The sequence below is a fragment of the Photorhabdus machadonis genome, from assembly GCF_052657765.1.
In genome coordinates this window covers 37,670-64,666 of sequence record NZ_CP199761.1, presented here as the reverse complement: position 1 = coordinate 64,666, position 26,997 = coordinate 37,670, and the positions used below count along the sequence as shown (strand labels likewise).

Below are 26,997 nucleotides of genomic sequence, written 5' to 3'. Positions count from 1 at the left end.
CTGTGTGAGCACTGCACTCAACTGCATCTCAGGTAAGGAGGTGATCCAACCGCAGGTTCCCCTACGGTTACCTTGTTACGACTTCACCCCAGTCATGAATCACAAAGTGGTCAGCGCCCTCCCTTAGGTTAAGCTACCGACTTCTTTTGCAACCCACTCCCATGGTGTGACGGGCGGTGTGTACAAGGCCCGGGAACGTATTCACCGTAGCATTCTGATCTACGATTACTAGCGATTCCGACTTCATGGAGTCGAGTTGCAGACTCCAATCCGGACTACGACAGACTTTATGTGTTCCGCTCACTCTCGCAAGCTCGCTTCACTTTGTATCCGCCATTGTAGCACGTGTGTAGCCCTACTCGTAAGGGCCATGATGACTTGACGTCATCCCCACCTTCCTCCGGTTTATCACCGGCAGTCTCCTTTGAGTTCCCGCCATCACGCGCTGGCAACAAAGGATAAGGGTTGCGCTCGTTGCGGGACTTAACCCAACATTTCACAACACGAGCTGACGACAGCCATGCAGCACCTGTCTCTCAGTTCCCTAAGGCACTTCGCTGTCTCCAGCAAATTCTGAGGATGTCAAGAGTAGGTAAGGTTCTTCGCGTTGCATCGAATTAAACCACATGCTCCACCGCTTGTGCGGGCCCCCGTCAATTCATTTGAGTTTTAACCTTGCGGCCGTACTCCCCAGGCGGTCGATTTAACGCGTTAGCTCCGGAAGCCACTCCTCTAGGGAACAACCTCCAAATCGACATCGTTTACAGCGTGGACTACCAGGGTATCTAATCCTGTTTGCTCCCCACGCTTTCGCACCTGAGCGTCAGTCTTCGTCCAGGGGGCCGCCTTCGCCACCGGTATTCCTCCACATCTCTACGCATTTCACCGCTACACATGGAATTCTACCCCCCTCTACGAGACTCCAGTCAACCAGTCTTAGATGCCGTTCCCAGGTTAAGCCCGGGGATTTCACATCTAACTTAATTGACCGCCTGCGTGCGCTTTACGCCCAGTCATTCCGATTAACGCTTGCACCCTCCGTATTACCGCGGCTGCTGGCACGGAGTTAGCCGGTGCTTCTTCTGCGGGTAACGTCAAAATACAACCCTGTTCAGGTTATACCCTTCCTCCCCGCTGAAAGTACTTTACAACCCGAAGGCCTTCTTCATACACGCGGCATGGCTGCATCAGGCTTGCGCCCATTGTGCAATATTCCCCACTGCTGCCTCCCGTAGGAGTCTGGGCCGTGTCTCAGTCCCAGTGTGGCTGGTCATCCTCTCAGACCAGCTAGGGATCGTCGCCTCGGTAGGCCATTACCCTACCGACTAGCTAATCCCATCTGGGTTCATCCGTGGGCGTGAGGCCTTTTCAGGTCCCCCACTTTGGTCTCGCGACATTATGCGGTATTAGCCACCGTTTCCAGTGGTTATCCCCCGCCCTCGGGCAGATCCCCAGACATTACTCACCCGTCCGCCGCTCGTCAGCGAAAGTGCACGCACTTTCCTGTTACCGCCCGACTTGCATGTGTTAGGCCTGCCGCCAGCGTTCAATCTGAGCCATGATCAAACTCTTCTATTAAAAGCTTGATGCTCAAAGAAACTGACTGTTCATTCGTAATGAATTCACTGTTGTTCACTCTTCAAGACTTTAAAACGTATTTTTTTGTGATACGGTCTTGTGAGTGCCCACACAGATTGTCTGATTAATTGTTAAAGAGCAGGCTGAAATAAAAATTGATATTCTCGTTCAGCCGGGCTGCGTATATTACGCTTTTCGCCCGCAGAGTCAAGCGCTTATTCACTTTACTCTGCCTGGCCTCACACGTTTTGTCAGCGTTGTGTCGGTCAGTGGTGGCGCATTATAGGGAGTTCTTCGGCGCTGGCAAGCGTTTATTTTAAAAAAACTTTTGATCGCAGTTTTTTTCAACAAAATGTGTATTTTTGGTTTTTTTTTACACAAAAACGGATGTCATCGACAGTAATTATTCCCAAACTAAAGTAGTATAAATGGATAAATGCGGGAAAAGGTTTAAATCTACTATGCAATTTAAAGAACAAAGAAAAGCTTCCCAGAAAAACCTTTCTTATCTTTTAGCTGAAAAAATCGGACAACAGATTTTATCTGGTGAATATAAAACTGAAACCATCCTCCCGGGTGAAATAGAACTCGCTGAACAGTTCGACGTCAGCAGGACCTCTGTTCGCGAGGCGATAAAAATACTTGCAGCCAAAGGTATGCTATTACCTCGCCCACGTATTGGTACCCGAATCATGCAAACCATTCACTGGAATTTCCTTGATCAGGATTTATTAAAGTGGTGGATGAATCATGATAATCTTAACCAAGTAATTGAACACTTCCATATAGTGAGATTGGCAATAGAACCACAAGCTTGCTTTCTTGCTGCAAAAAATGCCACACAAGAACAAAAGAAGCAGCTTTTACAACTAATAGATGAAATGTATCTGTTAAAAGACAATTTCAACCGGGAAAAATGGATAGATATTGATTACCAGTTTCACCACACCATTTATAAATCCTGTGGAAACCCATTTTTAGGTTCTTTTGTCAACTTATTTCGTCCAGTTTATCAGAACTATTTCGAAACTATTATTTCCGACAAAGTTGTGCAACTGGAAGCTCATAAAACAATTGTTGATTCAATCATCAAAGGTGACTGTCGCAGAGCACTTTTCACTTGCCAAAAGTTATTAACAGAGCATGAATGATCTTATATAGTAATGTGTTAGATTAATATCTAATCAAACATTAGTTAGATAAATACAGCAGGACGATTAATGGTAAAAACCGCTCGTAATATGGCGGGGCTACCCTGGATTGCTGCAATAGCTTTTTTTATGCAAGCTTTAGATGCAACAATTCTCAACACAGCATTGCCCGCTATTGCTGAAAGCCTCGAACACTCGCCTCTGGCAATGCAATCCGCTGTTGTCAGCTATACTCTGACTGTTGCTTTGCTCATTCCTGTTAGTGGCTGGCTAGCAGATCGTTTTGGTACCCGCCGGGTATTTATTTTTGCCGTATCCTTATTTTCTTTAGGTTCCCTAGCCTGTGCTTTGTCAGGTAATTTGGCCTTTCTAGTTATTTCCCGTGTAATCCAGGGAATTGGTGGGGCAATGATGATGCCAGTTGCCCGCCTTGCTTTATTACGCGCATACCCACGCAGTGAACTTTTACCCGTTATGAATTTTGTCACCATGCCAGGATTAGTAGGACCAATTCTTGGTCCTATGCTCGGTGGATTATTAGTCACTTATGCTACCTGGCATTGGATATTTATTATCAATATTCCAATTGGTTTATTGGGGATTATTTATGCTAAAAAGCATATGCCTAATTTCACAATGCCAAAGCGTTCATTCGACTTTTTCGGTTTCATACTTTTTGGGCTGAGTTTAATCATGGTTTCCGTTAGTTTGGATTTACTGGGGGAGAGTTCGTTACCAGGCTATATACCTCTCACAGTTATGGTCGGCGGTTTTATGATATTATTTGGCTATCTGATGCATGCCAGAAAACACTCTCAACCACTTATCAGTCTGAAGTTATTCCGTACTCGCACATTTTCTATCGGTATTATCGGTAATATTGCTACGCGCCTGGGAACTGGGTGCATTCCTTTTCTGATGCCTCTGATGCTACAAGTTGGTTTTGGTTATTCAGCAATCCTTGCCGGGATGGCGATGGCACCAACAGCTATCGGTTCTGTTATAGCTAAATCTTTTGTTACTAATGTATTAACACGTTTCGGTTATCGTAAAACTCTGGTTAGCATAACCCTCATCATCGGATTAATGATTTCTCAATTTTCACTGCAATCACCAGAAATGTCCGTTGTTCTTTTAGTTATCCCACTATTTTTACTAGGTATGGCAGTGTCCATTCAATTTACTTCGATGAATACCATTACTCTGGCTGATCTGACTGATAATAATGCCAGCTCAGGAAATAGTTTATTGGCGGTAACTCAGCAGTTGTCTATTAGTTTCGGTGTTGCAGCGAGTGCTGCTATCCTCCGTTTCTATGAGTCCGTACCTTATGGAACAACCGTCGATAACTTCCACAACACTTTTATTACAGTGGGAATAATCACTTTACTCTCGTCTTCTACCTTCCTTTTATTACATAAGGAAGATGGAGAAAATATGATCGAGAATAAGAAACAGAATACTTAAGAACGGGAAACTGAGTTACGCTCAATCAATGTTGGAGTTAATACTAATAACTTAGGATCACTCTCGGGGTTATCCATCCGATAAAGCAAAGTATCAACAGCCAGTTTTCCCAATTCATCTTTTGGCTGATGAATGGTTGTTAAAGGTGGGATCATATAAGGGGCCAGGTCGATATCATCATAACCAATGATAGATATATCATCCGGCACGGAAAGCCCTGCTTGATAAAGAGCCTGATAAGCGCCAACAGCCATTGCATCATTGCCAGCAAAAACAGCGTCTGGTGGTTCTGGATGTTGCAGCAATTTTTGCATTGATTCAAAACCACCAGAAAATTCAAAATCACTATAAATTTCATATCCTTCAGGAATAACAAGGCCAGCATCTTCCATTGCTTTTTTATATCCATCCAACCGATGGCTAGCAGGCGTTTTATCTTGCAGACCTGCAATACAGGCTATTTTCTTAAAACCACAGCTGATGAGGTAATTAGTGGCCATCTTTCCTCCCAATAAGGAGTTGTCCTGAATAACATCGCTAACAATATCAATTGGAGACCAATCCATCATGACCATCGGTACAGGGGGATAACGGCGTAAAACATGACAACAATTGTGCTGGGTTTCAGTACACATGATCAGCAGCCCATCGACTCGCTTTTGCAACAACGTTTCCATGCTATAATCCATCCGTTTAGCATCACCTTCTGTATTACACAAGATAAGGCTGTAACCACATTCATAACAGCTTCTTTCAACCCCTCTTACAATTTCAGCATAAAAAGGGTTATTACTGGTTGTTACCAACATACCAATAGTTTTGGTCTGCTTGATTTTAAGACTTCGTGCAAGCGCCGATGGAGCATAATTTAGTTGCTCAATAGCATCATTAACTTTCTTTTTTACACCATCACTGACATAACGGTTATTGTTAATAACATGAGACACAGTTGATGTGGAGACGCCTGCAAAACGAGCAACATCTTTCATTGTAGCCACAGTCAGTCCTGTTCAGTTAAAAATGCATCAATTTCATTTCGCCACGGGACAGAAAGCTGAGCTCCCTGACGGGTTACCGCTATTGCAGCAGCAGAGTGGGCAAACCGGACCGCAGATAACATTGCTTTTCCTTCCAGCAGAGCTGTCACGAACGCGCCATTAAAAGTATCTCCCGCCGCAATAGTATCTACAACTTTAACGTTAAATCCCGGAACAATTTCTCCTTTCTGGCCTTTCTCACTCAACCATACGCCACGGCTACCCAATGTGATAATGACTGTTTCAATACCTTTATCATGCAATATCTGAGCTGCTTTTTCCGCACCTGAATCATCTTTTACTGTAATTCCAGTCAGGTATTCAGCTTCAGTTTCATTCGGAGTAATGATATCCACCAGCGAGAGCAATTGATCAGATAATTTTTGTGCCGGTGCTGGATTAAGTATTACTTTCGTATCATTTTGTTTAGCTATCTCTGCGGCAAGTTGTACAGTTTCCAATGGAGACTCAAGTTGCATTAATAATGCATCCGCCTCTTCAATAATATTTTGGTAGCGATAGAAATATTCCGGTGTCAGTGCAGCATTAGCCCCCGTATTGATACCAATAACATTTTCACCTTGCTGATTAACGAAAATCAGCGCTACACCGGTTGTTTCCCCTTCAATAACTTCAATACCAGAAGTTTTAATATTATCCATCGCTAACTGCTGGCAGATACGGAGACCAATATCGTCCTCACCGACACAAGCAATAAATGCAATATCAGCACCACTGCGACCTGCTGCTACCGCCTGATTAGCACCTTTACCACCAAAAGCAATCTGGTATTGTTTCCCGATCACCGTTTCACCCGGACGAGGGAACAATTCAAGATTCAAAATATGGTCAGCATTAATGCTGCCAAGCACTGCAAGTTTTGCTGTACCCATTAAATCTATTCCTTTTCCATTATGCCGCTACCATCAATTAGTAACAGCACAGTAATACCGATTTATTTTTTAATAACCAGCTCCAGTTCTACAGGAATAACAGCATCAACTTTTTCGCCTTTCAGCACCTTATCTGCTGTCTGAATACCAATGATACCAATTTGGTCAGGACACTGAACTATTGTCGCGCCTGATTTCCCACCTTGAACAGCTTTGATCCCCTCTGATGATACTCAAACCCTCTTTTTTGAACTGATTAATGAGTTGATAAATTTCTATTACTTTTGCACCGACATCTCCCCCCGAGTCAGCTCATCCAAGATAAGCATTTTTGGTCTGGTCATTAATCCACGCGCAATTGCCACTTTTTGCTGATTACCTCAAGAAAGCAAACTTATCGTCTGTTCCATTGAAGGTGTTTTGATATTAAATAACTTGATAAAGTCATTGACTGCCTGTTGCTCTTTTTTATGATTCAGGATACCTGATTTATTACTGAAATAATGTAAAGCGATAAGAGACATAAACAATACCGCACCCCTGCAATGTCAGTTCACGTATTACGTTAAACAATGATGCCGTTTCTGTCTCAGTCAGTGCATCAGTTGGTTCATCCATAACGATAACTTTGGATTCAAAACTCAGCACTTTAGCAATCTCAATCATTTGCTGATCACCGATAGAAAGTTCAGCTACCCACCAGTGACTGCTGTAACTTAAATTCAACTTTCTCAAAAGGCGATCGGCTTCCTGATACATTTTTTCCAGTCAATGGCACCAAATTTATTAACGAATTCACGCCCCCAAGAAAATATTTTCTGAAATAGTCAGTTGGGGAATAAGATTTAATTCTTGATGGATAATTCCAATACCTGCGTCCTGAGAGGATTTAGGGCCAGAAAAAACCACTTCTTTTCCCAGATAATGAATTGTCCCTGTATCTTTGGTATATATTCCAGTCAACACTTTCATCATCGTGGATTTACCTGCACCATTCTCCCCCACCAATGCCATAACTTTCCCCAGATAAGTACACAGTGCCGCACCGGATAATGCTTTAACACCAAGAAAAAATTTATTAATTCCTTTTAGTTCCAGTGCAGGTCGCATAACTACCTCAGAAAGTCACACCAGAACAAAGGATAATATTGGCATAAGGAGAGTTCTCTCCTGTGCGAATCATCTCTCAGCTATGTTTCGTCTTCTCTTTCAACATATTATGACTGATATATTCCACAATAATTGAATTCCCTTGTTGTTTCTCTAGTTCCTTAATCTGAGCTAGTATTAATTGATGTATCAAAGGATTATAGATAATGATACCCTCTGCTAAAAATGTAGCTTCAACCTGCATTTCCTGAGTCACGACATTAAGAACGGATATAAAACTAGGAATCCCCTGGGTTAGCGCTAAATCAATCTGCTGGGCTGAAGAAGGAATTGGTAACCCAATGTCACCAATTGTAATCTGGTCAGATTGCCCCAGCCGAGAAATTACGGCTGAAATTTCAGAATAAAGTAATACACCTTTTTTCGTTTTTTTATTCCATTTGCGAAACGTTTCGCTATTGAAGCAATATAGAAAGTAATATTTAAAATGCAACATTAATAATACAAAAGTGTGATCGTTATCGATAACGTTTCGACAATAAAAAAACCAAAAATAAACGTTAACTTATTGAATATTTGACGCTGAATCGCTTTTTAAGGTAAATATAGTCTTCATCAATAAATGATGATTAAAATCTATGAAGAAGAGTGATTAGATTTTATTTACCCCAACAGATAATATTGGTATGAATTATGCGAATAGTGGAAAAAATAGCTTGTTTAAGTAACTATCTGGAGAGTGGTCTGTATGAAAGACAACAGACAATTCGTTTATGCCTGCTAGCTGCACTGTGCGGGGAAAGTGTTTTCCTGCTTGGCCCCCCAGGGATCGCAAAAAGTCTGATAGCCCGCCGATTAAAATTTGCGTTTCGTGATGCCAGAGCATTTGAGTATCTGATGACCCGTTTCTCCACTCCCGAAGAAATTTTCGGTCCTCTTTCTATTCAGGCATTGAAAGAAGAAGGACGTTATCAGCGGTTGACCACCGGCTATTTACCTGAAACTGAAATTGTCTTTCTTGATGAAATATGGAAAGCCGGCCCAGCAATTCTCAATACCTTGCTGACTGCAATTAACGAAAGAAAATTCAGGAATGGGAATACAGAAGAGAAAATTCCGATGCGATTACTGATAACAGCATCTAATGAATTACCTGAAGCAGATAGCAGCCTTGAGGCTCTTTATGACCGAATGCTAATCCGTATTTGGTTGGATAAAATTCAAGGAAAACAGAACTTCCAAGCATTACTTACTAACCAAAAAAATGAAAATGATAACCCTGTCCCGGCAAATATTCAGATAACAAGTGAAGAGTTCCATCACTGGCAAAAAGAGATTGATAAAATAGTCCTACCAGAGAATTGTTTTGATATTATCTATCATCTACGTCAGCAACTTGATTCGACAGAAAACTCACCTTATGTTTCAGACCGACGCTGGAAGAAAGCAATTCATTTATTACAAGCTAGCGCTTTCTTCAATGGCAGAAGAGAAATATCACCACTTGATTTAATATTGTTGAAAGATTGTCTGTGGTATGATCTTCACTCTTTCAAATTATTACCTCAATATCTGAATACTCTCATGATCGAACAAGCATATCAGCAAAGAGTATCATCTCAGCAAATTGATTCACTTTATCACCAATGGATTCAAGTCCGTCAGGATAAAAATAGTGAGCAGGCATTGTACCTGGAAAAACAAACAGGTTTGTTTGGACGCAAAATACAATATTCACTACCCGATCACATCAATGAAGAAAAATTGACTTTGTTCCTGCATACACCTCTTCATATCCATGATATTAAAGTCAATTTTATTGAAACAGAAAAAAAGACGCTAAATACCTGGATAAATAAAGGTGGAAGTTTACCAGCTCGTCTAAATGGTATTGGTTTTCCACAAGATATAACAGCCGAAATTAATTCAGTACACCAACCAGAGATTTTTGATATTAGCCGTCGTTCCTCTACTTTATATTTACCGGATAGTCAACATCAACAAAACGAAAAAAATAGCGAGTGGTTGGAAAAACTGGAAAAAATTAATCAAGATATTCACCATCAACACCAATTATTCAGTCAGCATCAACCATGTCTATTCATTGAAAACCATTGGCTTGCTGCAATAGAACAAAGTTTTATCCAACTGACAGACAGAATCAACCAACTGAAAATAAAAATGGGCGACTAACTAAATGATTAGCCTAACAACCCTTGATCTTTTATTGTCAGTAAACGAAGGAGAACTGATAGAAGAGGTCATATTAACTCTTCTGGCTTCACCTCAGTTAGCTATCTTTTTTGAAAAATATCCTCGTTTAAAACGTGCACTACTGAAGGACATTCCCGGTTGGAAACAAGATTTACAACAAAGAATTAAAGAAGCGCTGATTCCTTCCTCCCTAGCAGAAGAATTTCAGTTATACCAACAATTACTGTCTGCCAACACCGATAATTTTTATCTTAAACTTCCCGATATTCTGGAAATACTGAACCAAATTAAATCCCCTTTTATTGAAGAAGCACAGAAATTGGTAACCAACACCACCGATCATTCAAATGCATTACAAATCCTGTTTATCCAACGATGGCGACTCAGCTTGATTCTGCAAACCACAACTTTCCACAAGAAATTACTGGAACAAGAAAAAGAGCAATTACTGGCAGAATTGCAACAACGGCTAACACTAAGCGGTAATCTTGATCCTGTTTTCAGTGAAAATGACAGAGCGGCGGGACGGTTATGGGATATGAGTAAAGGTCAGTTAAACCATTCCCGAAATGATGACCAGTTATTGATTCGCTACAGTGAATTTCTTCACCAACAACCAGAACTGGAAAAACTGGCTCAATTACTTGGTCGTAGTCAATCTGCAAAATCAAAACCACAGGAAAGCCATCTGCTCGAACCATTTACTACTATTGAACGAACACCTGATACCGTTCCTGAACAGGTAAATGGCATAGGGCAAAGTGATGATATCTTACGCCTGTTACCAACAGAACTGGCAATATTGGGGATTGAAGATCTGGAATATGAATTTTATCGCAGATTGGTGGAAAAGCGCTTATTGACCTATCGCTTACAAGGCGATAGCTGGCAACAGAAAACAACATTACGACCAGTCACTCATTATAATCAACAGGAAAAGCCAAGAGGGCCATTTATTGTCTGTGTGGATACTTCCGGCTCTATGGGAGGATTCAATGAAAAATGCGCCAAAGCTTTTTGTCTGGCACTGTTACGCATTGCATTAGCAGATGATCGTAACTGTCACATCATGTTATTTGCTACAGAAATTGTGCACTATGAACTCTCTTCACCAGATGGCCTAGAACAAGCTATTCGTTTTCTCGGCCAGACTTTTAGAGGAGGAACAAATTTAGCTTTTTGTCTGGCAAGCACAATAGAAAAACTGAAAGAGCAACGTTGGAAAGATGCTGATGCTGTTGTTATTTCAGATTTCATTGCCCAGCGTTTACCGGACGCACTAATCCATCAGATAAAAAATCTGCAACAGCATCAGCAACACCGCTTCCATGCGGTCTCCATGTCCCAATATGGCAAGCCCGGTATTATGCGGATATTCGATCATATCTGGCGTTTTGATACCGGACTTAAAAGCCGTTTACTGCGAAAATGGCGTCACTGAATTGAATCAGAGCATACCTTCTACCGTTTCGCGTACTTCCGGTGACCATATGCTGCATTGAACCTGACCGATATGTTTCATTTGCAACAGCAACATCACCAAACGGGATTGACCAATACCTCCGCCAATCGACTGTGGCATATCGCCTTTGAGTAACGCTTGATGCCAATCATATTGCAAGCGCTCTTCATCACCAGTCAGCGTCAATTGGCGCTCCAGTGCTTCTGCATCAACACGGATACCCATAGAAGAGATCTCAAAAGCATCCTCCAATACAGGGTTCCAGACAATAATGTCGCCGTTTAGACCAGCAAAACCATCACTGTTTGGCGTCGTCCAGTCGTCATAATCCGGTGCACGAACATCATGTGCTTGACCATCAGATAATTTCGCACCAATACCAATGAGGAAAACAGCACCCAATTCTTTAGCAATAGCGCGTTCGCGACCTTTTGCATCCAGATCCGGATAACGGCTCAGAAGCGTTTCACTGTGAACAAAATGAATTTGATCTGGTAGGAATGGTGCCAGACCAAACTCCTTGCTGACCGCTTTTTCTGTTTCTTTTATTGCTTCGTAAATTTTGCCTACTGTCTGTTTTAGATAAGCCAATGAACGTTGCCCATCTCCCATTACTTTTTCCCAATCCCATTGATCAACATAAACAGAGTGGATTGGTGTTAAGCGATCCTCGTCCGGACGCAATGCTTTCATGTGAGTGTAAAGCCCTTGCTCCGGCTGAAAATCAAAACGGCCCAGTGTCTTACGTTTCCATTTAGCCAGTGAATGCACTACTTCGAAAGTTGAATCCGGTAACGTTTTCACTTTTACCTGGACAGCCTTTTCATGGCCGGACAAGTTATCCTGAATACCATCCCCCAAACAACTTAGGATTGGCCCTTGTACTTCAATCAGACCTAGCTTGCTTTCCAGCAAGCTAGAAAAGAAGGATTTCACGAAACTAATTTGTTGCTGCTTCTCAATAAATGACTTTTTCATAATATTATTCTCAAATTTTTAGGTAGCCCTGATGTCCTGTTGCAAACATTAAGCAATAGAATGAGATATAAATTCAATATACTTTAATAAAAATAGTCTTTATGCTTTATAAAATTCATTTTTAATATAGAAAAAATGAAAATTCGATAAAAAATGGAACTGAAAATGGCAGAAATTTATCAGATCGATAATCTGGACCGTGACATACTTCACGCTTTAATGGACAACGCACGTATACCTTATGCCGAACTGGCAAAGAAATTTGCTGTCAGTCCAGGAACCATTCATGTTCGTGTAGAAAAAATGAAGCAAGCAGGGATAATCACCGGTACCAGAGTAGATATCAGTACTAAACAACTGGGTTATGATGTTTGTTGCTTTATTGGCATTATTCTTAAAAGCGCTAAAGATTACCCATCAGCCCTAAAAAAATTAAGTAACCTGAATGAGGTCGTTGAGGTCTACTACACAACAGGTCACTACAGCATCTTTACTAAAGTTATGTGCCGCTCAATTGAGTCTCTTCAAGATGTACTTATCAACAAAATACAGACTATCGATGAGATCCAATCAACAGAAACCCTGATCTCCTTGCAAAACCCGATCATGCGAACAATCAAGCCATAAGATAAAATTTGTTATAACCATATTATCCACAGGTAGATCCCAACAGATTCACAGCGTACAATAGCCGCTCTTGAAATCGGTTGGGATCACTATGGTCACTATTACCTTAATCAGCGGCAGCACTATGGGCAGTGCTGAATACGTAGCTGAACATATGGCTGAAATTCTGGAAGATGCTGGTTTTTCCACCGAAATGCTGCATGGCCCCTCTCTTGATGAACTTCCTCAGGAAGGGCTCTGGTTGGTAGTCACATCCACACATGGGGCAGGGGAGTTACCAGAAAATATACAGCCTCTAGCAGAAGAAATTTCTGAACAAAAACCTGATCTCAGCAAAGTAACATTTGGTGCTGTTGGTATTGGCAGTTCTGAATACGATACTTTCTGTGAAGCAATAAGATCGCTTGATCAACTATTGGTAGAAAATGGGGCCAAACGTCTCGGCGATCGTCTGGAAATTGATATCCAACAACATGAGATCCCCGAAGATCCCGCAGAAGAATGGGTTAAAATTTGGGCAAACGCACTCTGATTTGAACAAAAAAACAGCGAACGATTGTGGATAACTCATATAAAAAGCCGGGGTTAACCCGTAGTTATCCATAGTATAACTATTAGCCCATGATCGCATTGTGGATAACTTGCTATTTAGATCCCAGTTTATACCGGCTAGGATCACGGATCATTCACAGTAAATGATCCTTTACAATGTTATGATCTTTCTAAGTAAAAACAACTTATCCACAAAAGATCATGATCCTAATAAAAGATCTAATAAAGAGATCTTTAAATAAAAAAGATCTTCTTTTAATTACCGGCGATCTTGCCTACTTGGTATATCGCCTAAACTTGAGTAGAATTCTCTTCCCTTAATGCAACACTAAGCATTCTTATAACTGAAGGTTCATCACCATGTTTTATCCAGAGCAATTTGACGTCATCATTATCGGTGGTGGTCATGCCGGCACTGAAGCTGCTATGGCAGCTGCTCGTATGGGCCGTCAAACCTTATTACTGACTCACAATATTGATACTTTGGGTCAAATGTCATGTAACCCAGCCATTGGTGGGATCGGTAAAGGACATCTGGTTAAAGAAATTGACGCTCTGGGTGGCTTAATGGCTAAAGCCACTGATCAGGCTGGTATTCAGTTTAGGACCTTAAATGCCAGTAAAGGACCCGCTGTACGCGCAACACGTGCTCAAGCTGACAGGGTCCTTTACCGTCAAGCCATACGAACAGCATTAGAAAATCAACCTAACTTAATGATTTTCCAACAACCCGTAGAAGATCTCATTGTTGAAAATGATACTGTCACTGGTGCAATAACTCGTATGGGACTTAAATTCAGGGCCAAAGCAGTTGTTCTGACAGTAGGTACATTCCTTGACGGTAAAATTCATATCGGTCTGGAAAATTACAGCGGAGGAAGGGCTGGTGATCCTCCTGCAATCTCATTAGCACAGCGTTTACGTGATTTGCCTTTACGTGTAAATAGATTAAAAACGGGCACGCCGCCACGTATTGATGCCAGAACTATTGATTTTAGTCAGCTAACACAGCAACTAGGTGATAATCCAACACCTGTATTCTCTTTTCTTGGAGATGTGGGACAGCATCCGCAACAGATGCCATGCTATATCACTCATACCAATGAAAAAACGCACGATGTGATCCGAAATAATTTGGATCGCAGCCCAATGTATGCAGGGATCATTGAAGGGATCGGCCCACGTTACTGCCCTTCGATCGAAGATAAAGTTATGCGTTTTGCGGATCGCAATGCTCATCAGATCTTTCTTGAACCAGAAGGACTGACGAGTAATGAAATCTATCCAAATGGTATTTCTACCAGCTTGCCATTTGATGTACAGATGCAAATTGTTCATTCCATGAAGGGGATGGAAAATGCCTGCATTGTTCGTCCAGGTTATGCAATAGAATATGACTTCTTTGATCCAAGAGATCTGAAACAGACACTGGAAAGTAAATTTATCCATGGCTTATTCTTTGCCGGGCAAATTAATGGTACGACTGGCTATGAAGAAGCTGCCGCTCAAGGACTTTTAGCTGGGCTTAACGCAGCCCGTTACGCTTCAGAAGAAGAGGGGTGGTTCCCTCGTCGTGATCAAGCTTATATTGGTGTTCTGGTTGATGATTTATGTACTTTGGGCACTAAAGAACCATACCGTATGTTTACCTCCCGGGCTGAATATCGCCTGATGTTACGTGAAGATAATGCTGATCTTCGTCTAACAGAAAAAGGCCATGAATTAGGATTGGTAGATGATTACCGCTGGGAACATTACTGCCGTAAGGTGGAGATGATCGAACAGGAACGTCAGCGTTTGCGTAATATTTGGATTCATCCTCATTCAAATAATATTGATGACATCAACAACATATTAAAAATGCCATTATCGAAAGAAGCTAATGGCGAAGATCTATTGCGTCGCCCTGAAATGAATTATGAAATCCTGACTTCATTACCACTGTTTTCACCTGGTCTTAAAGAACCACAATCAGCTGATCAGGTTGAAATTCAGGTCAAATATGAAGGGTATATTGCCCGTCAACAGGAGGAAATTGAAAAACAATTGCGTAATGAAAACACGTTATTACCGATTGATCTTGATTACCGTCAAGTTAATGGTCTTTCCAATGAAGTTGTCGCTAAACTCAATGATCACAAGCCAAACTCAATTGGTCAGGCTTCACGCATTTCAGGGGTAACACCTGCTGCAATTTCAATTTTACTTGTATGGCTGAAAAAACAGGGCTTACTGCGTCGTAGTGCCTGAGAGGATTTTTATTGTGCTTAATAAACTGGAATTTTTGCTGACTAAAGCAGGAATAGCGCTTTCACAACAGCAAAAACAGCAGCTCATGGCCTATGTTGATATGCTCAACAAGTGGAATAAAGCCTATAATCTCACGTCTGTCCGTGAGCCAGAGCAAATGTTGGTACGTCATATTATGGATAGCATTGTTGTCAGCCCTTATCTACAAGGTCATCGTTTTATAGACGTAGGCACAGGTCCGGGGTTGCCAGGGATCCCATTAGCTATTGTTCGTCCAAATTCTCATTTCACATTGTTGGATAGTTTAGGTAAAAGAGTCAGGTTCTTGCGCCAGGTTCAGCATGAACTTGGTTTGGAGAATATAGAACCAGTGCAAAGCCGGGTTGAAACGTACTCTCCTGAGCCGCTTTTTGATGGCGTTATAAGCCGTGCTTTTGCCTCATTACAGGATATGGTCTCTTGGTGTTGCCATTTGCCTGAGTCTATTCATGGACGATTCTATGCGCTTAAAGGCGTGCTTCCTGAGGAAGAATTTACTATGTTATCTTCCGGAATTGTTGTTGATTCAGTTATTCAGTTAGATGTTCCTGAACTGGAAGGGCAACGCCATCTGGTTATCCTTAAATCAAACTAAGTTTGTTATTTGTCAATAAAGTTATAAATAATTAGTGATGTTGAGCACAATTATACTGTGGTTAACATCGTCAATTATGATTTGTCTCGTTTCAGCTTTAATTTACCGCGTTATTACATAAAAATAACGTTATCTTGATATTAAGATAGTTGGGACTTTAAAAATCAGATAAAGCGTTTTTTCATCAGATTCGCTTTTTTAAAGCAGCTAAAAGTTAGCTTGGTAATTTAAGTCAATAATATAATAACCTTCTCCTATAAGCTTAAATTAACTTATTGATTTAAATGTTAATATTTTTTATTTTTATTCCCTGTGAATGTTAAATATAACTAACAAATGAACATTTTATGTGATTCAAATCACATTTAAGTTTGAGAGCATAAAATTATTAGAGAGAGTAAATCAGCACAATAATTAGCTTACAATCTGGTGTCAGAGTAAAAAATTTAAATAATTGTTCACCTTTTCGCTACTTATGGATTGAATTCATTTTGGCTGCCCGTATAATTTGCACGTTTTTGTCACTTGACACACTTAAGCAAAGGCAGTTTTATACAACATTTAGCAAAACCTGATATGCAAGGCGTGCAAGGGGAGAAAACAAAAGTCATGTCTGTATCCCTTTACAGCGGTAGAATTGCACTGAAACTGCTTTTTTTGCAGTTAATGACTTTTGTTGTTCTCAGTGTGGCTTTTTGTACCAAAAGTATAGAATGGGGCGCTTCTGCTTTTGCTGGTGGATTAGCATGTTGGTTACCTAATGCCATTTTTATGCTGTTTGCCAGTTTTCAGAAAGTAAAAGAAGAGGGGGTTCCTGTACGTGTTGCGTGGTCTTTCGCTGTTGGCGAAGGGTTGAAGGTTATTATTGCAATAGCTGTGCTGGTTGTTGCTTTAGGCGTGTTTAAAGCGGCGTTTGCACCACTGGGTTTGACTTATTTAGCGGTGCTGGTTGTGCAGATTATCGCACCAGCTGTGATAAACGGTTAGGTTTTCAACAACAAAAGGGTAAGAGGCATCATGTCTGCATCAGGAGAAGTTTCAACTGCAAGGGACTACATAGGCCACCACCTGAATAACCTTCAGTTGGACCTACGTACCTTTGAGTTGGTCGATCCCAACTCTGGTGGTTCTGCAACGTTCTGGACGTTGAACATTGACTCGCTTTTTTTCTCAGTCGTATTAGGGATTTTATTTCTGTATGTATTCAGAAAGGTTGCGGTTAATGCCACCAGTGGCGTACCGGGCAAACTTCAGACTGCTATAGAATTAATCATGGGTTTTGTTGATAACAGTGTCCGTGATATGTATCACGGCAAGAGCAAAGTTATTGCCCCTTTGGCACTGACCGTGTTCGTCTGGGTGTTATTAATGAACGTGATGGACTTACTGCCAATCGATTTTCTCCCTTATATCGGTGAACATGTCTTCGGCTTACCTGCTCTGCGTGTTGTACCAACAGCAGATGTCAGTATTACCTTGTCGATGGCTATTGGCGTCTTTGTCCTCATCCTCTACTACAGCATTAAGATGAAAGGAGTTAGTGGTTTTACAAAAGAGCTGACTTTACAGCCTTTTAATCATCCATTGTTTATTCCAGTTAACTTAATTCTGGAAGGGGTTAGCCTGCTTTCTAAACCGGTATCACTCGGTCTGCGACTGTTTGGTAACATGTATGCAGGTGAATTGATCTTTATTCTTATAGCTGGTCTGTTACCGTGGTGGTCGCAGTGGATGCTCAGCCTGCCTTGGGCTATCTTCCACATACTGATTATTACGTTACAAGCCTTTATTTTCATGGTTCTGACGATTGTTTATCTGTCGATGGCATCTGAAGAACATTAATTTTTACCACAATAACTGTGTTTTAACTGAAACAAACTGGAGATTGTCATGGAAAACCTGAATATGGATCTGCTGTACATGGCTGCCGCTGTAATGATGGGTCTGGCGGCAATCGGTGCTGCGATCGGTATCGGCATCCTCGGAGGTAAATTTTTGGAAGGCGCTGCTCGTCAGCCGGATTTAATCCCTCTGCTGCGTACACAGTTCTTTATCGTTATGGGTCTGGTTGATGCTATCCCGATGATTGCTGTGGGCCTTGGCTTGTACGTAATGTTTGCTGTCGCGTAGTTTGCAGAAAAAATCCGAAACTACGTCAACTCATTAATTTAAAAAGAGGTATTGTGCTGTGAATCTTAATGCAACAATCCTCGGCCAGGCCATTGCGTTTGTCCTGTTTGTTATGTTCTGTATGAAGTTTGTATGGCCACCAATCATGGCGGCCATTGAAAAGCGTCAAAAAGAAATTGCTGACGGTTTATCTTCTGCGGAACGTGCCAAAAAGGACCTGGACTTAGCGCAAGCCAATGCGACCGACCAAATGAAGAAAGCGAAAGCGGAAGCTCAGGTCATCATCGAACAGGCTAATAAACAAAAAGCCCAGATCCTTGATGATGTAAAAGCTGAAGCTGAGCAGGAACGTAACAGAATCGTAGCGCAAGCTCAGGCAGAAATTGATGCCGAACGTAAGCGTGCTCGGGAAGAGTTGCGTAAGCAGGTCGCTATGTTGGCTATCATAGGTGCCGAGAAAATCATCGAACGTTCCGTGGATGAAGCTGCTAACAGCGACATCGTTGATAAACTGGTCGCTGAACTGTAAGGAGGGAGGGGCATGTCTGAATTCGCTACTGTAGCTCGCCCCTACGCCAAAGCAGCTTTTGACTTTGCTGTGGAAAAACAATCGCTAGAACAATGGCAGAATATGCTGGTGTTCACAGCTGAAGTGACTCGTAATGAGCAAGTTGGTGAGCTGCTTTCCGGTTCATTGGCATCGGAAACATTAGCCAATGCCTTTATCGCAATTTGCGGTGAACAGGTTGATGAACATGCTCAGAACTTTATTCGTGTTATGGCAGAAAACGGTCGCTTATTGGCGTTACCTGAAGTTTTGCAGCAATTTATTCAATTGCGTGCGTCACTTGAATCAACCGTTGATGTTGAAGTGATTTCTGCAGCCGAACTGAGTGAACAACAGCTGGCTAAAATTTCTGCGGCGATGGAAAAACGTCTGTCGCGCAAAGTTAAGCTGAATTGCAAAATTGATAAGTCTGTTATTGCCGGTGTGGTCGTTCGCGCAGGTGATTTGGTGATCGATGGCAGTATTCGTGGCCGTTTAGATCGCTTAACAGACGTCTTGCAGTCTTAAGGGGACTGGAGCATATGCAACTGAATTCCACCGAAATCAGCGAACTGATCAAGCAGCGCATTGCTCAGTTCAATGTAGTGAGTGAAGCTCACAATGAAGGTACGATTGTATCCGTTAACGACGGTATCATTCGTATTCATGGTTTAGCCGAAGTTATGCAGGGTGAGATGATCGCACTGCCTGGCCATCGTTATGCAATCGCATTGAACCTGGAGCGCGACTCCGTAGGTGCGGTTGTGATGGGCCCGTATGCTGACTTAGCAGAAGGCATGAAGGTCAAATGTACTGGCCGTATTCTTGAAGTTCCTGTTGGTCGTGGCCTGCTTGGTCGTGTGGTAAACACGCTGGGTGAGCCAATTGATGGCAAAGGTCCTGTTGAGCATGATGGTTTCTCTGCTGTTGAAATGATTGCTCCGGGCGTTATTGACCGTCAATCCGTTGATCAGCCGGTACAGACTGGTTATAAATCTGTTGACGCCATGATCCCTATCGGTCGTGGTCAACGTGAACTGATTATCGGTGACCGTCAGACGGGTAAAACAGCACTAGCTATTGACGCAATCATTAACCAGCGTGACTCAGGCATTAAATGTGTTTATGTCGCAGTTGGTCAGAAAGCTTCTACTATTGCGAACGTTGTTCGTAAATTAGAAGAACATGGTGCTCTTGCCAATACTATCGTAGTTGTTGCGACAGCTTCAGAATCTGCTGCATTACAATACCTGGCGCCATATTCTGGTTGTGCAATGGGCGAATATTTCCGCGATCGCGGTGAAGACGCGCTGATTGTTTACGATGATTTGTCTAAGCAGGCTGTTGCTTATCGTCAAATCTCCCTGTTGCTACGTCGTCCGCCAGGGCGTGAAGCATTCCCAGGTGACGTTTTCTATCTGCATTCCCGTTTGCTGGAGCGTGCTGCGCGTGTTAACGCTGAATATGTAGAAAAATTCACTCATGGTGAAGTGAAAGGTAAAACGGGTTCTCTGACCGCTCTGCCTATCATTGAAACTCAGGCAGGTGACGTATCAGCATTCGTACCAACAAACGTTATTTCAATTACTGATGGTCAGATCTTCTTGGAATCCAGTCTGTTCAACGCGGGTATTCGTCCGGCAGTTAACCCTGGGATCTCTGTATCCCGTGTCGGTGGTGCTGCTCAGACTAAGATCGTGAAGAAGTTGTCTGGTGGTATCCGTACTGCTTTGGCTCAGTACCGCGAACTGGCTGCGTTTTCTCAGTTTGCTTCTGATCTTGATGATGCAACTCGTAAGCAGTTGGATCATGGTCAAAAAGTAACTGAGTTGCTGAAACAGAAACAGTATGCGCCAATGTCTGTTGCACAGCAGTCACTGTCTCTGTTTTCTGCGGAGCGTGGTTATCTGGAAGATATCGAAATTGCTAAAGTTATTGATTTCGAGTCTGCGCTGCTTGCATATGCCAGCCGTGAACATGCTGATCTTCTGAAAGAGATTGACCAGTCTGGTGGTTACAATGATGAGATAGAAGCAAAGCTGAACGCTCTGCTTAATTCCTTCAAAGCAACTCAGTCCTGGTAACACTATTCGGCCCGGTTTAATTAAACATGGGCCGTCTGGTTAATGAGGAGAATCAGGAATGGCCGGCGCAAAAGAGATACGTACCAAGATCGCCAGCGTGCAAAACACGCAAAAAATCACTAAAGCGATGGAGATGGTTGCTGCGTCCAAAATGCGTAAAACGCAGGATCGCATGGCGGCCAGCCGTCCTTATGCAGAAACCATACGCAGCGTGATTGGTCACCTTGCGTTAGGTAATCTGGAATATAAACACCCATACCTTGAAGAACGTGAAACTAAACGTGTCGGGTATCTGGTTGTTTCTACCGATCGTGGCTTGTGCGGTGGTTTGAACACTAATCTGTTCAAAAAACTGTTGTTAGACATGAAAGACTGGTCTGATAAAGGTGTCCAGTGTGATCTGGCACTTATCGGTTCTAAGGCGACCTCTTTCTTTGCTTCTGTTGGGGGCAACGTTGTTGCTCAAGTAACAGGCATGGGAGATAACCCTTCACTGTCCGAATTAATCGGGCCGGTTAATATCATGTTGCGGGCATACGATGAAGGACGTCTGGATAAATTGTATGTGGTGACAAATAAGTTCATCAATACAATGTCTCAGGAACCTACTATTACTCAGTTGTTGCCTCTGCCTGCCGGAGATGATGAGACACTGAAGAAGAAATCCTGGGACTATTTATACGAACCTGATCCTAAGACGTTGCTGGATATACTGCTGCGTCGTTATGTAGAATCGCAGGTTTATCAGGGCGTCGTTGAAAACCTGGCTAGTGAGCAGGCCGCACGAATGGTGGCGATGAAAGCCGCGACTGATAATGGTGGCAGCCTGATCAAAGAGCTGCAGTTGATTTATAACAAAGCTCGTCAGGCCAGCATAACTCAGGAGCTGACCGAGATTGTCTCGGGTGCTTCCGCGGTTTAACAGCTAGGTTTACGAATTACGTAGAGGATTCAAGATGGCTACTGGAAAGATTATCCAGGTAATCGGCGCCGTGGTGGACGTCGAATTCCCTCAAGATACCGTACCAAAAGTATACGATGCACTTGAGGTTCAAAACGGCGAAGCTAAATTGGTGCTGGAAGTACAGCAGCAGTTGGGCGGCGGCGTTGTTCGTTGTATTGCAATGGGTACTTCTGATGGCTTAAGCCGTGGTTTAAGTGTTACTGATTTAGGTCACCCAATCGAAGTTCCCGTTGGTAAAGCGACACTTGGCCGTATCATGAACGTATTGGGTGAACCAATCGACATGAAAGGTGATATTGGCGAAGAAGAGCGTTGGGCTATTCACCGCTCGGCTCCAAGCTATGAAGAGTTATCTAACTCTCAAGAGCTGCTGGAAACCGGTATCAAAGTTATGGACCTGATTTGCCCATTCGCCAAGGGTGGTAAAGTGGGTCTGTTCGGTGGTGCGGGTGTAGGTAAAACCGTAAACATGATGGAGCTGATCCGTAACATCGCGATTGAGCACTCAGGTTACTCCGTATTTGCCGGTGTAGGTGAACGTACCCGTGAAGGTAACGACTTCTACCATGAAATGACCGACTCTAATGTACTGGATAAAGTATCTCTGGTATATGGTCAGATGAATGAGCCACCAGGAAACCGTCTGCGTGTTGCGCTGACTGGTTTGACAATGGCTGAGAAGTTCCGTGATGAAGGCCGTGACGTTCTGTTGTTCGTTGATAACATTTATCGTTATACCCTGGCAGGTACCGAAGTGTCTGCATTGCTGGGTCGTATGCCATCAGCGGTAGGTTATCAGCCAACTTTGGCGGAAGAAATGGGTGTTCTGCAAGAACGTATTACTTCCACTAAAACGGGTTCTATCACTTCTGTACAGGCTGTTTACGTACCTGCGGATGACTTGACTGACCCATCTCCAGCTACAACTTTCGCCCACTTGGACGCAACCGTAGTACTGAGTCGTCAGATTGCCTCTCTGGGTATTTACCCTGCGGTGGATCCGCTGGATTCCACCAGCCGTCAGCTCGATCCATTGGTTGTTGGTCAGGAGCACTATAATGTTGCCCGTGGCGTTCAATCTATCCTGCAACGTTATCAGGAACTGAAAGACATCATCGCTATCTTGGGTATGGATGAACTGTCGGAAGACGATAAGCTGGTGGTTGCGCGTGCTCGTAAGATCCAGCGTTTCTTGTCTCAGCCATTCTTCGTTGCAGAAGTGTTTACGGGTTCACCAGGTAAGTTCGTTTCCCTGAAAGACACTATCCGTGGCTTTAAAGGTATCCTGAACGGCGACTATGACCACCTGCCAGAACAAGCGTTCTACATGGTTGGTGCCATCGAAGAAGCTGTGGAAAAAGCGAAGAAACTTTAAAACGGCTGACCGGAGGTTGACATGGCTGCGATGACTTACCATCTGAATGTTGTCAGTGCTGAGAACCGGATGTTTGAAGGCTTGGTACAGAAAATTCAGGTGACAGGTAGTGAAGGTGAGTTGGGTATTTACCCGGGACATGCTCCACTACTTACTGCCATAAAACCTGGCATGGTACGTATTATTAAGCAGTTCGGTGAAGAAGAGGTGATTTACCTTTCTGGTGGCATCCTTGAGGTACAACCGAGCGGCGTTATCGTACTGGCTGACACTGCGATCCGTGGTAAAGATTTGGATGAAGCTAAGGCGCTGGAATCTAAGCGTAAAGCTGAAGAACACATCCGTAATTCTCACGGTGATGTTGACTATGCTCAGGCATCAGCTGAATTGTCTAAAGCGATTGCAAAACTTCGTGTAATCGAGTTGACAAAAAAGGCGATGTAATACAGGCGGTTAAAGGAAAAAGCCAGTTGGTGAAAGCTAACTGGCTTTTTTGTATTGCGAAATATGTAGTAATTTATCTCGCAAACAGGTTTACTTTTTTCTCTTAAATTGGAGTTATCAGGTTTCTTATGTCTAACAGTGCAAAAAGTGTTGTGATCCTTGCCGCAGGTAAAGGAACCCGCATGTATTCTGATCTCCCTAAAGTACTGCACTTGCTGGCCGGTAAACCTATGGTTCAGCATGTGATTGATACTGCAATGGTGTTGGATGCTAAAAATGTTCATCTGGTTTATGGACATGGTGGTGATCTGATGAAGTATGCCTTATCTGATCAAAAGTTGAATTGGGTATTGCAGTCAGAGCAGTTAGGGACTGGACATGCAATGCAACAGGTAGCACCCTATTTTACTGATGATGAAAATATTCTGATACTGTATGGCGATGTGCCTCTGATTGGAGCAGATACCCTTGAACGTCTGCTGGTGGTTAAACCTGAAGGTGGTATTGGTTTACTGACAGCAATTCTGGATAATCCAACGGGTTATGGTCGCATTGTTCGTGAGAACGGAGAAGTAACCGGAATCATTGAGCAAAAAGACGCGACTGAAGATCAACGAAAAATCAATGAAATCAACACAGGTATTCTGGTCGCTAATGGTGGTGATTTAAAACGTTGGTTATCCCAATTAAATAACAACAATGCTCAAGGTGAATATTACCTTACGGATGTGATTGCTCTGGCTTATAAAGAAGGCCGGAAAATTGAAGCAGTACATCCAAGCCGCTTGAGTGAAATGGAAGGTGTGAATAATCGCCTCCAGCTTTCCGCTCTTGAGCGTATTTATCAATCTGAACAAGCAGCAAAATTATTACTGGCAGGCGTTATGCTGTTGGATCCCGCTCGTTTTGATTTACGTGGTACGCTGACTCATGGCCGTGATGTGGTTATTGATACCAATGTCATTATTGAGGGTAATGTAACCCTTGGTAATAACGTGCAAATTGGCACAGGTTGCATATTAAAGAATTGTATTATCGGCGATGATTCTGTTCTTAGTCCATATACCGTTGTTGAAGATTCTGCAATGGATGTCGGCTGTACTGTCGGACCTTTTGCCCGTTTGCGTCCTGGTTCTAAACTCGCTGAAAAAGCCCATGTAGGAAATTTCGTTGAGATGAAGAAATCTTATCTGGGTAAAGGTTCTAAAGCGGGGCATCTGGCTTATCTTGGCGATGCTGAGATTGGACGTAATGTGAATATTGGTGCAGGTACTATTACCTGTAACTACGATGGCGCTAATAAATTCAAAACCATTATTGGCGACGATGTTTTTGTTGGTTCTGATACTCAGCTTGTTGCTCCAGTAACTATTGCTAAAGGCGCTACAATTGGTGCGGGGACAACAGTGACAAAAAATATCGCTGAAAATGAATTGGTAGTTAGTAGAATTAAGCAAACCCATATTCAGGATTGGAAACGCCCAGTAAAGAAAAAATAAAATAATCATCCCCATTCTACAGGCTCGGGGACCGGCAAAGCCGGAAAACAATCAGGTTCGTGACATATAAAGGGCTTTCATCAGCCCTGTTTTTAGGAATAAAACTGATGTGTGGAATTGTTGGTGCAGTAGCACAACGAGATATTGCTGAAATCCTGATTGAAGGGCTTCGTCGTTTGGAATACCGTGGTTACGACTCCGCTGGGTTAGCGGTTGTTGATAACAAAAATAATATGCTTCGCTTGCGTGAAGTCGGTAAGGTGCAAATACTTGCTGATGAGGTTGACAAACAACCCGTCCTTGGTGGGACAGGTATTGCGCACACCCGTTGGGCTACACACGGTGAACCAAACGAGAAAAATGCTCACCCGCATATATCTGATTATATTGCTGTTGTTCACAACGGCATTATTGAGAATTACGAAGAATTGCGGACTCAGTTAATTAAGCGCGGTTATCAGTTTACATCAGATACTGATACAGAAGTTATTGCCCACCTTGTTCATTGGGAGCAAAAACAGAGTGGTACCTTGCTGGAGGCTGTCCAGTGTGTTATTCCCCAGCTTCGTGGTGCGTATGGTGCAGTTATCATGGACAGCCGTGATCATGGAACAATAATCGCTGCAAGATCGGGTAGCCCTCTGGTTATTGGTTTAGGCGTTGGGGAAAACTTTCTTGCGTCTGATCAATTGGCTCTGTTGCCTGTTACCCGTCGTTTTATCTTCCTTGAAGAAGGTGATATTGCGGAAGTAACCCGCCGTACTGTGCATATTTTTAATACTCAGGGCGAACCGGTTGAGCGGGAGCAGATCGAATCCAATATTCAATATGATGCTGGTGACAAAGGTGTTTACCGTCACTATATGCAAAAAGAGATCTATGAACAGCCAATGGCAATCAAAAGCACCTTGGAAGGGCGCTTAAGTCATGGGCAGGTAGATTTGTCTGAACTTGGTCCTAATGCAGTTGAATTGTTATCTCAAGTTGAACATATTCAGGTTGTTGCCTGTGGTACATCTTATAACGCTGGTATGGTTTCCCGCTACTGGTTTGAAGCATTGGCGGGTATTCCTTGTGATGTAGAGATTGCTTCTGAATTCCGTTACCGCAAATCGGCACGTCGTCCGGGAAGCTTATTAATTACATTGTCTCAATCAGGTGAAACCGCAGATACACTGGCAGCACTGCGTTTATCCAAAGAGCTTGGATACCTCACATCGTTGACGGTTTGTAACGTGGCTGGCTCTTCTCTGGTGCGTGAATCTGATTTTGCTTTGATGACTAGGGCTGGTGCAGAAATTGGCGTTGCTTCAACTAAAGCGTTCACAACTCAGCTGACAGTATTACTAATGCTGGTGGCTTATCTTGGGCGTTTGAAAGATGTTAATGCTGAACAGGAGCAAGAAATTGTTCATGCATTACATGCACTGCCAAATCGCATTGAGAGCATGTTGTCGAAAGATAAAATTATCGAGGCGCTGGCAGAAGACTTTTCTGATAAGCACCACGCTCTATTCCTTGGCCGGGGTGATCAGTATCCGATTGCGGTTGAAGGTGCGCTGAAATTAAAAGAAATTTCTTACATTCATGCAGAGGCTTATGCTGCCGGCGAATTAAAACATGGCCCATTGGCACTGATTGATGCAGATATGCCCGTCATTATTGTAGCTCCAAACAATGAACTGTTGGAGAAATTGAAATCCAATATCGAGGAAGTACGTGCTCGTGGTGGATTGCTATATGTATTTGCTGATCAGGATGCTGGTTTTACAGACAGCGAAGGAATGAAGATTATCCCATTACCGCATGTTGAAGAACTGATTGCTCCAATATTTTACACCGTGCCGTTGCAACTGCTTTCTTATCATGTTGCGTTGATTAAAGGAACTGATGTTGATCAGCCTCGTAACCTGGCTAAGTCAGTGACTGTAGAATAATCGCTTTATAACTAAGACGTTGAAAAGAGCCCTTGTACATTAAAAGTACAGGGGTTTTTTGTAT

23 protein-coding genes, 1 rRNA gene and 3 pseudogenes are annotated in these 26,997 nt (G+C 42.8%); 19 read left to right on the top strand and 8 right to left on the bottom strand.

Going from position 1 to position 26,997, the window contains the following annotated elements:
- Window positions 1-33 precede the first annotated feature (33 nt).
- Window positions 34-1,578: ribosomal RNA gene (locus tag ACUN2T_RS00365) — 16S ribosomal RNA — on the bottom strand.
- Between the two features lie 461 nt (window positions 1,579-2,039).
- Here ACUN2T_RS00365 and ACUN2T_RS00360 point away from each other — a divergent pair.
- Both ACUN2T_RS00360 and mdtD read left to right on the top strand, forming a co-directional pair.
- Window positions 2,040-2,729 carry a FadR/GntR family transcriptional regulator gene (locus ACUN2T_RS00360; protein ID WP_445495722.1) on the top strand — a complete coding sequence of 230 codons (690 nt, stop codon included), beginning with the start codon at window positions 2,040-2,042 and terminating at the stop codon, window positions 2,727-2,729.
- Between the two features lie 69 nt (window positions 2,730-2,798).
- A complete protein-coding gene (mdtD, locus tag ACUN2T_RS00355) occupies window positions 2,799-4,196 on the top strand; it encodes a multidrug transporter subunit MdtD (RefSeq protein ID WP_445495721.1) in 1,398 nt (465 codons plus the stop codon).
- Here the strand turns inward: mdtD and rbsR are convergent.
- The 6 genes and pseudogenes from rbsR to rbsD all read right to left on the bottom strand — a co-directional run bounded on the left by rbsR (window position 4,193) and on the right by rbsD (window position 7,633).
- Window positions 4,193-5,194 carry a ribose operon transcriptional repressor RbsR gene (rbsR, locus tag ACUN2T_RS00350; RefSeq protein ID WP_445495720.1) on the bottom strand — a complete coding sequence of 334 codons (1,002 nt, stop codon included), beginning with the start codon at window positions 5,192-5,194 and terminating at the stop codon, window positions 4,193-4,195. The genes mdtD and rbsR overlap by 4 nt on opposite strands.
- A 2-nt stretch (window positions 5,195-5,196) precedes the next feature.
- On the bottom strand, window positions 5,197-6,126 hold the full coding sequence (gene rbsK, locus ACUN2T_RS00345; RefSeq protein ID WP_445495719.1) for a ribokinase: 930 nt from the start codon (window positions 6,124-6,126) through the stop codon (window positions 5,197-5,199).
- Window positions 6,127-6,188: 62 nt separating this feature from the next.
- Window positions 6,189-6,356, bottom strand: a pseudogene (locus ACUN2T_RS00340) (D-ribose ABC transporter substrate-binding protein); the annotation flags it as partial.
- 48 nt (window positions 6,357-6,404) lie between these two features.
- Entirely contained in the window at window positions 6,405-6,491 is an 87-nt protein-coding gene (locus ACUN2T_RS00335) for a hypothetical protein (protein ID WP_445497988.1), read from the bottom strand.
- Between the two features lie 127 nt (window positions 6,492-6,618).
- Window positions 6,619-7,140, bottom strand: a pseudogene (locus ACUN2T_RS00330) (ATP-binding cassette domain-containing protein).
- Window positions 7,141-7,243: 103 nt separating this feature from the next.
- Window positions 7,244-7,633, bottom strand: a pseudogene (gene rbsD, locus ACUN2T_RS00325) (D-ribose pyranase).
- A gap of 296 nt (window positions 7,634-7,929) precedes the next feature.
- Between rbsD and ravA the strand changes: the two are divergent.
- Complete coding sequence (ravA, locus tag ACUN2T_RS00320; protein ID WP_445495718.1) at window positions 7,930-9,429, top strand: ATPase RavA; 1,500 nt, start codon at window positions 7,930-7,932, stop codon at window positions 9,427-9,429.
- Between the two features lie 4 nt (window positions 9,430-9,433).
- Window positions 9,434-10,891 carry an ATPase RavA stimulator ViaA gene (viaA, locus tag ACUN2T_RS00315; RefSeq protein ID WP_445495717.1) on the top strand — a complete coding sequence of 486 codons (1,458 nt, stop codon included), beginning with the start codon at window positions 9,434-9,436 and terminating at the stop codon, window positions 10,889-10,891.
- Between the two features lie 6 nt (window positions 10,892-10,897).
- Here viaA and asnA read toward each other — a convergent pair whose 3' ends face one another.
- Window positions 10,898-11,890: an aspartate--ammonia ligase gene (asnA, locus tag ACUN2T_RS00310; RefSeq protein WP_445495716.1), complete on the bottom strand. Its 993-nt coding sequence runs from the start codon at window positions 11,888-11,890 to the stop codon at window positions 10,898-10,900.
- 165 nt (window positions 11,891-12,055) lie between these two features.
- Here asnA and asnC point away from each other — a divergent pair, with 165 nt between their 5' ends.
- The 15 genes from asnC (at window position 12,056) to glmS (ending at window position 26,933) form a co-directional block, all read left to right on the top strand.
- On the top strand, window positions 12,056-12,517 hold the full coding sequence (gene asnC / locus ACUN2T_RS00305; protein ID WP_445495715.1) for a transcriptional regulator AsnC: 462 nt from the start codon (window positions 12,056-12,058) through the stop codon (window positions 12,515-12,517).
- Window positions 12,518-12,608: 91 nt separating this feature from the next.
- Complete coding sequence (mioC, locus tag ACUN2T_RS00300) at window positions 12,609-13,049, top strand: FMN-binding protein MioC (RefSeq protein WP_445495714.1); 441 nt, start codon at window positions 12,609-12,611, stop codon at window positions 13,047-13,049.
- 380 nt (window positions 13,050-13,429) lie between these two features.
- On the top strand, window positions 13,430-15,319 hold the full coding sequence (mnmG, locus tag ACUN2T_RS00295) for a tRNA uridine-5-carboxymethylaminomethyl(34) synthesis enzyme MnmG (RefSeq protein ID WP_445495713.1): 1,890 nt from the start codon (window positions 13,430-13,432) through the stop codon (window positions 15,317-15,319).
- A 13-nt stretch (window positions 15,320-15,332) separates the two neighbouring features.
- Complete coding sequence (rsmG, locus tag ACUN2T_RS00290) at window positions 15,333-15,953, top strand: 16S rRNA (guanine(527)-N(7))-methyltransferase RsmG (protein ID WP_445495712.1); 621 nt, start codon at window positions 15,333-15,335, stop codon at window positions 15,951-15,953.
- Window positions 15,954-16,562: 609 nt separating this feature from the next.
- A complete protein-coding gene (atpI, locus tag ACUN2T_RS00285) occupies window positions 16,563-16,940 on the top strand; it encodes a F0F1 ATP synthase subunit I (protein WP_445497987.1) in 378 nt (125 codons plus the stop codon).
- A gap of 30 nt (window positions 16,941-16,970) precedes the next feature.
- On the top strand, window positions 16,971-17,795 hold the full coding sequence (gene atpB / locus ACUN2T_RS00280) for a F0F1 ATP synthase subunit A (RefSeq protein WP_445495711.1): 825 nt from the start codon (window positions 16,971-16,973) through the stop codon (window positions 17,793-17,795).
- Window positions 17,796-17,843: 48 nt separating this feature from the next.
- Entirely contained in the window at window positions 17,844-18,083 is a 240-nt protein-coding gene (gene atpE / locus ACUN2T_RS00275) for a F0F1 ATP synthase subunit C (protein ID WP_000429386.1), read from the top strand.
- Window positions 18,084-18,141: 58 nt separating this feature from the next.
- Window positions 18,142-18,612, top strand: a complete 471-nt coding sequence (atpF, locus tag ACUN2T_RS00270) for a F0F1 ATP synthase subunit B (RefSeq protein ID WP_445495708.1) — start codon at window positions 18,142-18,144, stop codon at window positions 18,610-18,612.
- Window positions 18,613-18,624: 12 nt separating this feature from the next.
- Window positions 18,625-19,158 (top strand): F0F1 ATP synthase subunit delta, encoded by a 534-nt coding sequence (atpH, locus tag ACUN2T_RS00265; RefSeq protein WP_021325027.1) that lies wholly within the window; start codon window positions 18,625-18,627, stop codon window positions 19,156-19,158.
- A 14-nt stretch (window positions 19,159-19,172) separates the two neighbouring features.
- The gene (atpA, locus tag ACUN2T_RS00260; protein ID WP_445495707.1) at window positions 19,173-20,714 is read left to right on the top strand and encodes a F0F1 ATP synthase subunit alpha; all 1,542 of its coding nucleotides are present in this window, start codon (window positions 19,173-19,175) and stop codon (window positions 20,712-20,714) included.
- A 58-nt stretch (window positions 20,715-20,772) separates the two neighbouring features.
- Window positions 20,773-21,636, top strand: coding sequence for a F0F1 ATP synthase subunit gamma (gene atpG / locus ACUN2T_RS00255; RefSeq protein ID WP_445495706.1), 864 nt, complete (start codon window positions 20,773-20,775; stop codon window positions 21,634-21,636).
- A gap of 34 nt (window positions 21,637-21,670) precedes the next feature.
- Window positions 21,671-23,053 (top strand): F0F1 ATP synthase subunit beta, encoded by a 1,383-nt coding sequence (gene atpD, locus ACUN2T_RS00250; protein WP_445495705.1) that lies wholly within the window; start codon window positions 21,671-21,673, stop codon window positions 23,051-23,053.
- A gap of 21 nt (window positions 23,054-23,074) precedes the next feature.
- Entirely contained in the window at window positions 23,075-23,497 is a 423-nt protein-coding gene (locus ACUN2T_RS00245; RefSeq protein WP_445495704.1) for a F0F1 ATP synthase subunit epsilon, read from the top strand.
- 128 nt (window positions 23,498-23,625) lie between these two features.
- Window positions 23,626-24,996: a bifunctional UDP-N-acetylglucosamine diphosphorylase/glucosamine-1-phosphate N-acetyltransferase GlmU gene (glmU, locus tag ACUN2T_RS00240; protein WP_445495703.1), complete on the top strand. Its 1,371-nt coding sequence runs from the start codon at window positions 23,626-23,628 to the stop codon at window positions 24,994-24,996.
- Between the two features lie 107 nt (window positions 24,997-25,103).
- On the top strand, window positions 25,104-26,933 hold the full coding sequence (gene glmS / locus ACUN2T_RS00235) for a glutamine--fructose-6-phosphate transaminase (isomerizing) (protein WP_445495702.1): 1,830 nt from the start codon (window positions 25,104-25,106) through the stop codon (window positions 26,931-26,933).
- The last annotated feature ends 64 nt before the right edge of the window (window positions 26,934-26,997 follow it).

Coding starts and splice junctions, on each gene's coding strand:
- ACUN2T_RS00360 (WP_445495722.1), top strand. CDS start 2,040: ATGCAATTTAAAGAACAAAGAAAAGCTTCCCAGAAAAACCTTTCTTAT.
- mdtD (WP_445495721.1), top strand. CDS start 2,799: ATGGTAAAAACCGCTCGTAATATGGCGGGGCTACCCTGGATTGCTGCA.
- rbsK (WP_445495719.1), bottom strand. CDS start 6,126: ATGGGTACAGCAAAACTTGCAGTGCTTGGCAGCATTAATGCTGACCAT.
- ravA (WP_445495718.1), top strand. CDS start 7,930: ATGCGAATAGTGGAAAAAATAGCTTGTTTAAGTAACTATCTGGAGAGT.
- viaA (WP_445495717.1), top strand. CDS start 9,434: ATGATTAGCCTAACAACCCTTGATCTTTTATTGTCAGTAAACGAAGGA.
- asnA (WP_445495716.1), bottom strand. CDS start 11,890: ATGAAAAAGTCATTTATTGAGAAGCAGCAACAAATTAGTTTCGTGAAA.
- asnC (WP_445495715.1), top strand. CDS start 12,056: ATGGCAGAAATTTATCAGATCGATAATCTGGACCGTGACATACTTCAC.
- mioC (WP_445495714.1), top strand. CDS start 12,609: ATGGTCACTATTACCTTAATCAGCGGCAGCACTATGGGCAGTGCTGAA.
- mnmG (WP_445495713.1), top strand. CDS start 13,430: ATGTTTTATCCAGAGCAATTTGACGTCATCATTATCGGTGGTGGTCAT.
- atpI (WP_445497987.1), top strand. CDS start 16,563: ATGTCTGTATCCCTTTACAGCGGTAGAATTGCACTGAAACTGCTTTTT.
- atpB (WP_445495711.1), top strand. CDS start 16,971: ATGTCTGCATCAGGAGAAGTTTCAACTGCAAGGGACTACATAGGCCAC.
- atpE (WP_000429386.1), top strand. CDS start 17,844: ATGGAAAACCTGAATATGGATCTGCTGTACATGGCTGCCGCTGTAATG.
- atpH (WP_021325027.1), top strand. CDS start 18,625: ATGTCTGAATTCGCTACTGTAGCTCGCCCCTACGCCAAAGCAGCTTTT.
- atpA (WP_445495707.1), top strand. CDS start 19,173: ATGCAACTGAATTCCACCGAAATCAGCGAACTGATCAAGCAGCGCATT.
- atpG (WP_445495706.1), top strand. CDS start 20,773: ATGGCCGGCGCAAAAGAGATACGTACCAAGATCGCCAGCGTGCAAAAC.
- atpD (WP_445495705.1), top strand. CDS start 21,671: ATGGCTACTGGAAAGATTATCCAGGTAATCGGCGCCGTGGTGGACGTC.
- ACUN2T_RS00245 (WP_445495704.1), top strand. CDS start 23,075: ATGGCTGCGATGACTTACCATCTGAATGTTGTCAGTGCTGAGAACCGG.
- glmU (WP_445495703.1), top strand. CDS start 23,626: ATGTCTAACAGTGCAAAAAGTGTTGTGATCCTTGCCGCAGGTAAAGGA.
- glmS (WP_445495702.1), top strand. CDS start 25,104: ATGTGTGGAATTGTTGGTGCAGTAGCACAACGAGATATTGCTGAAATC.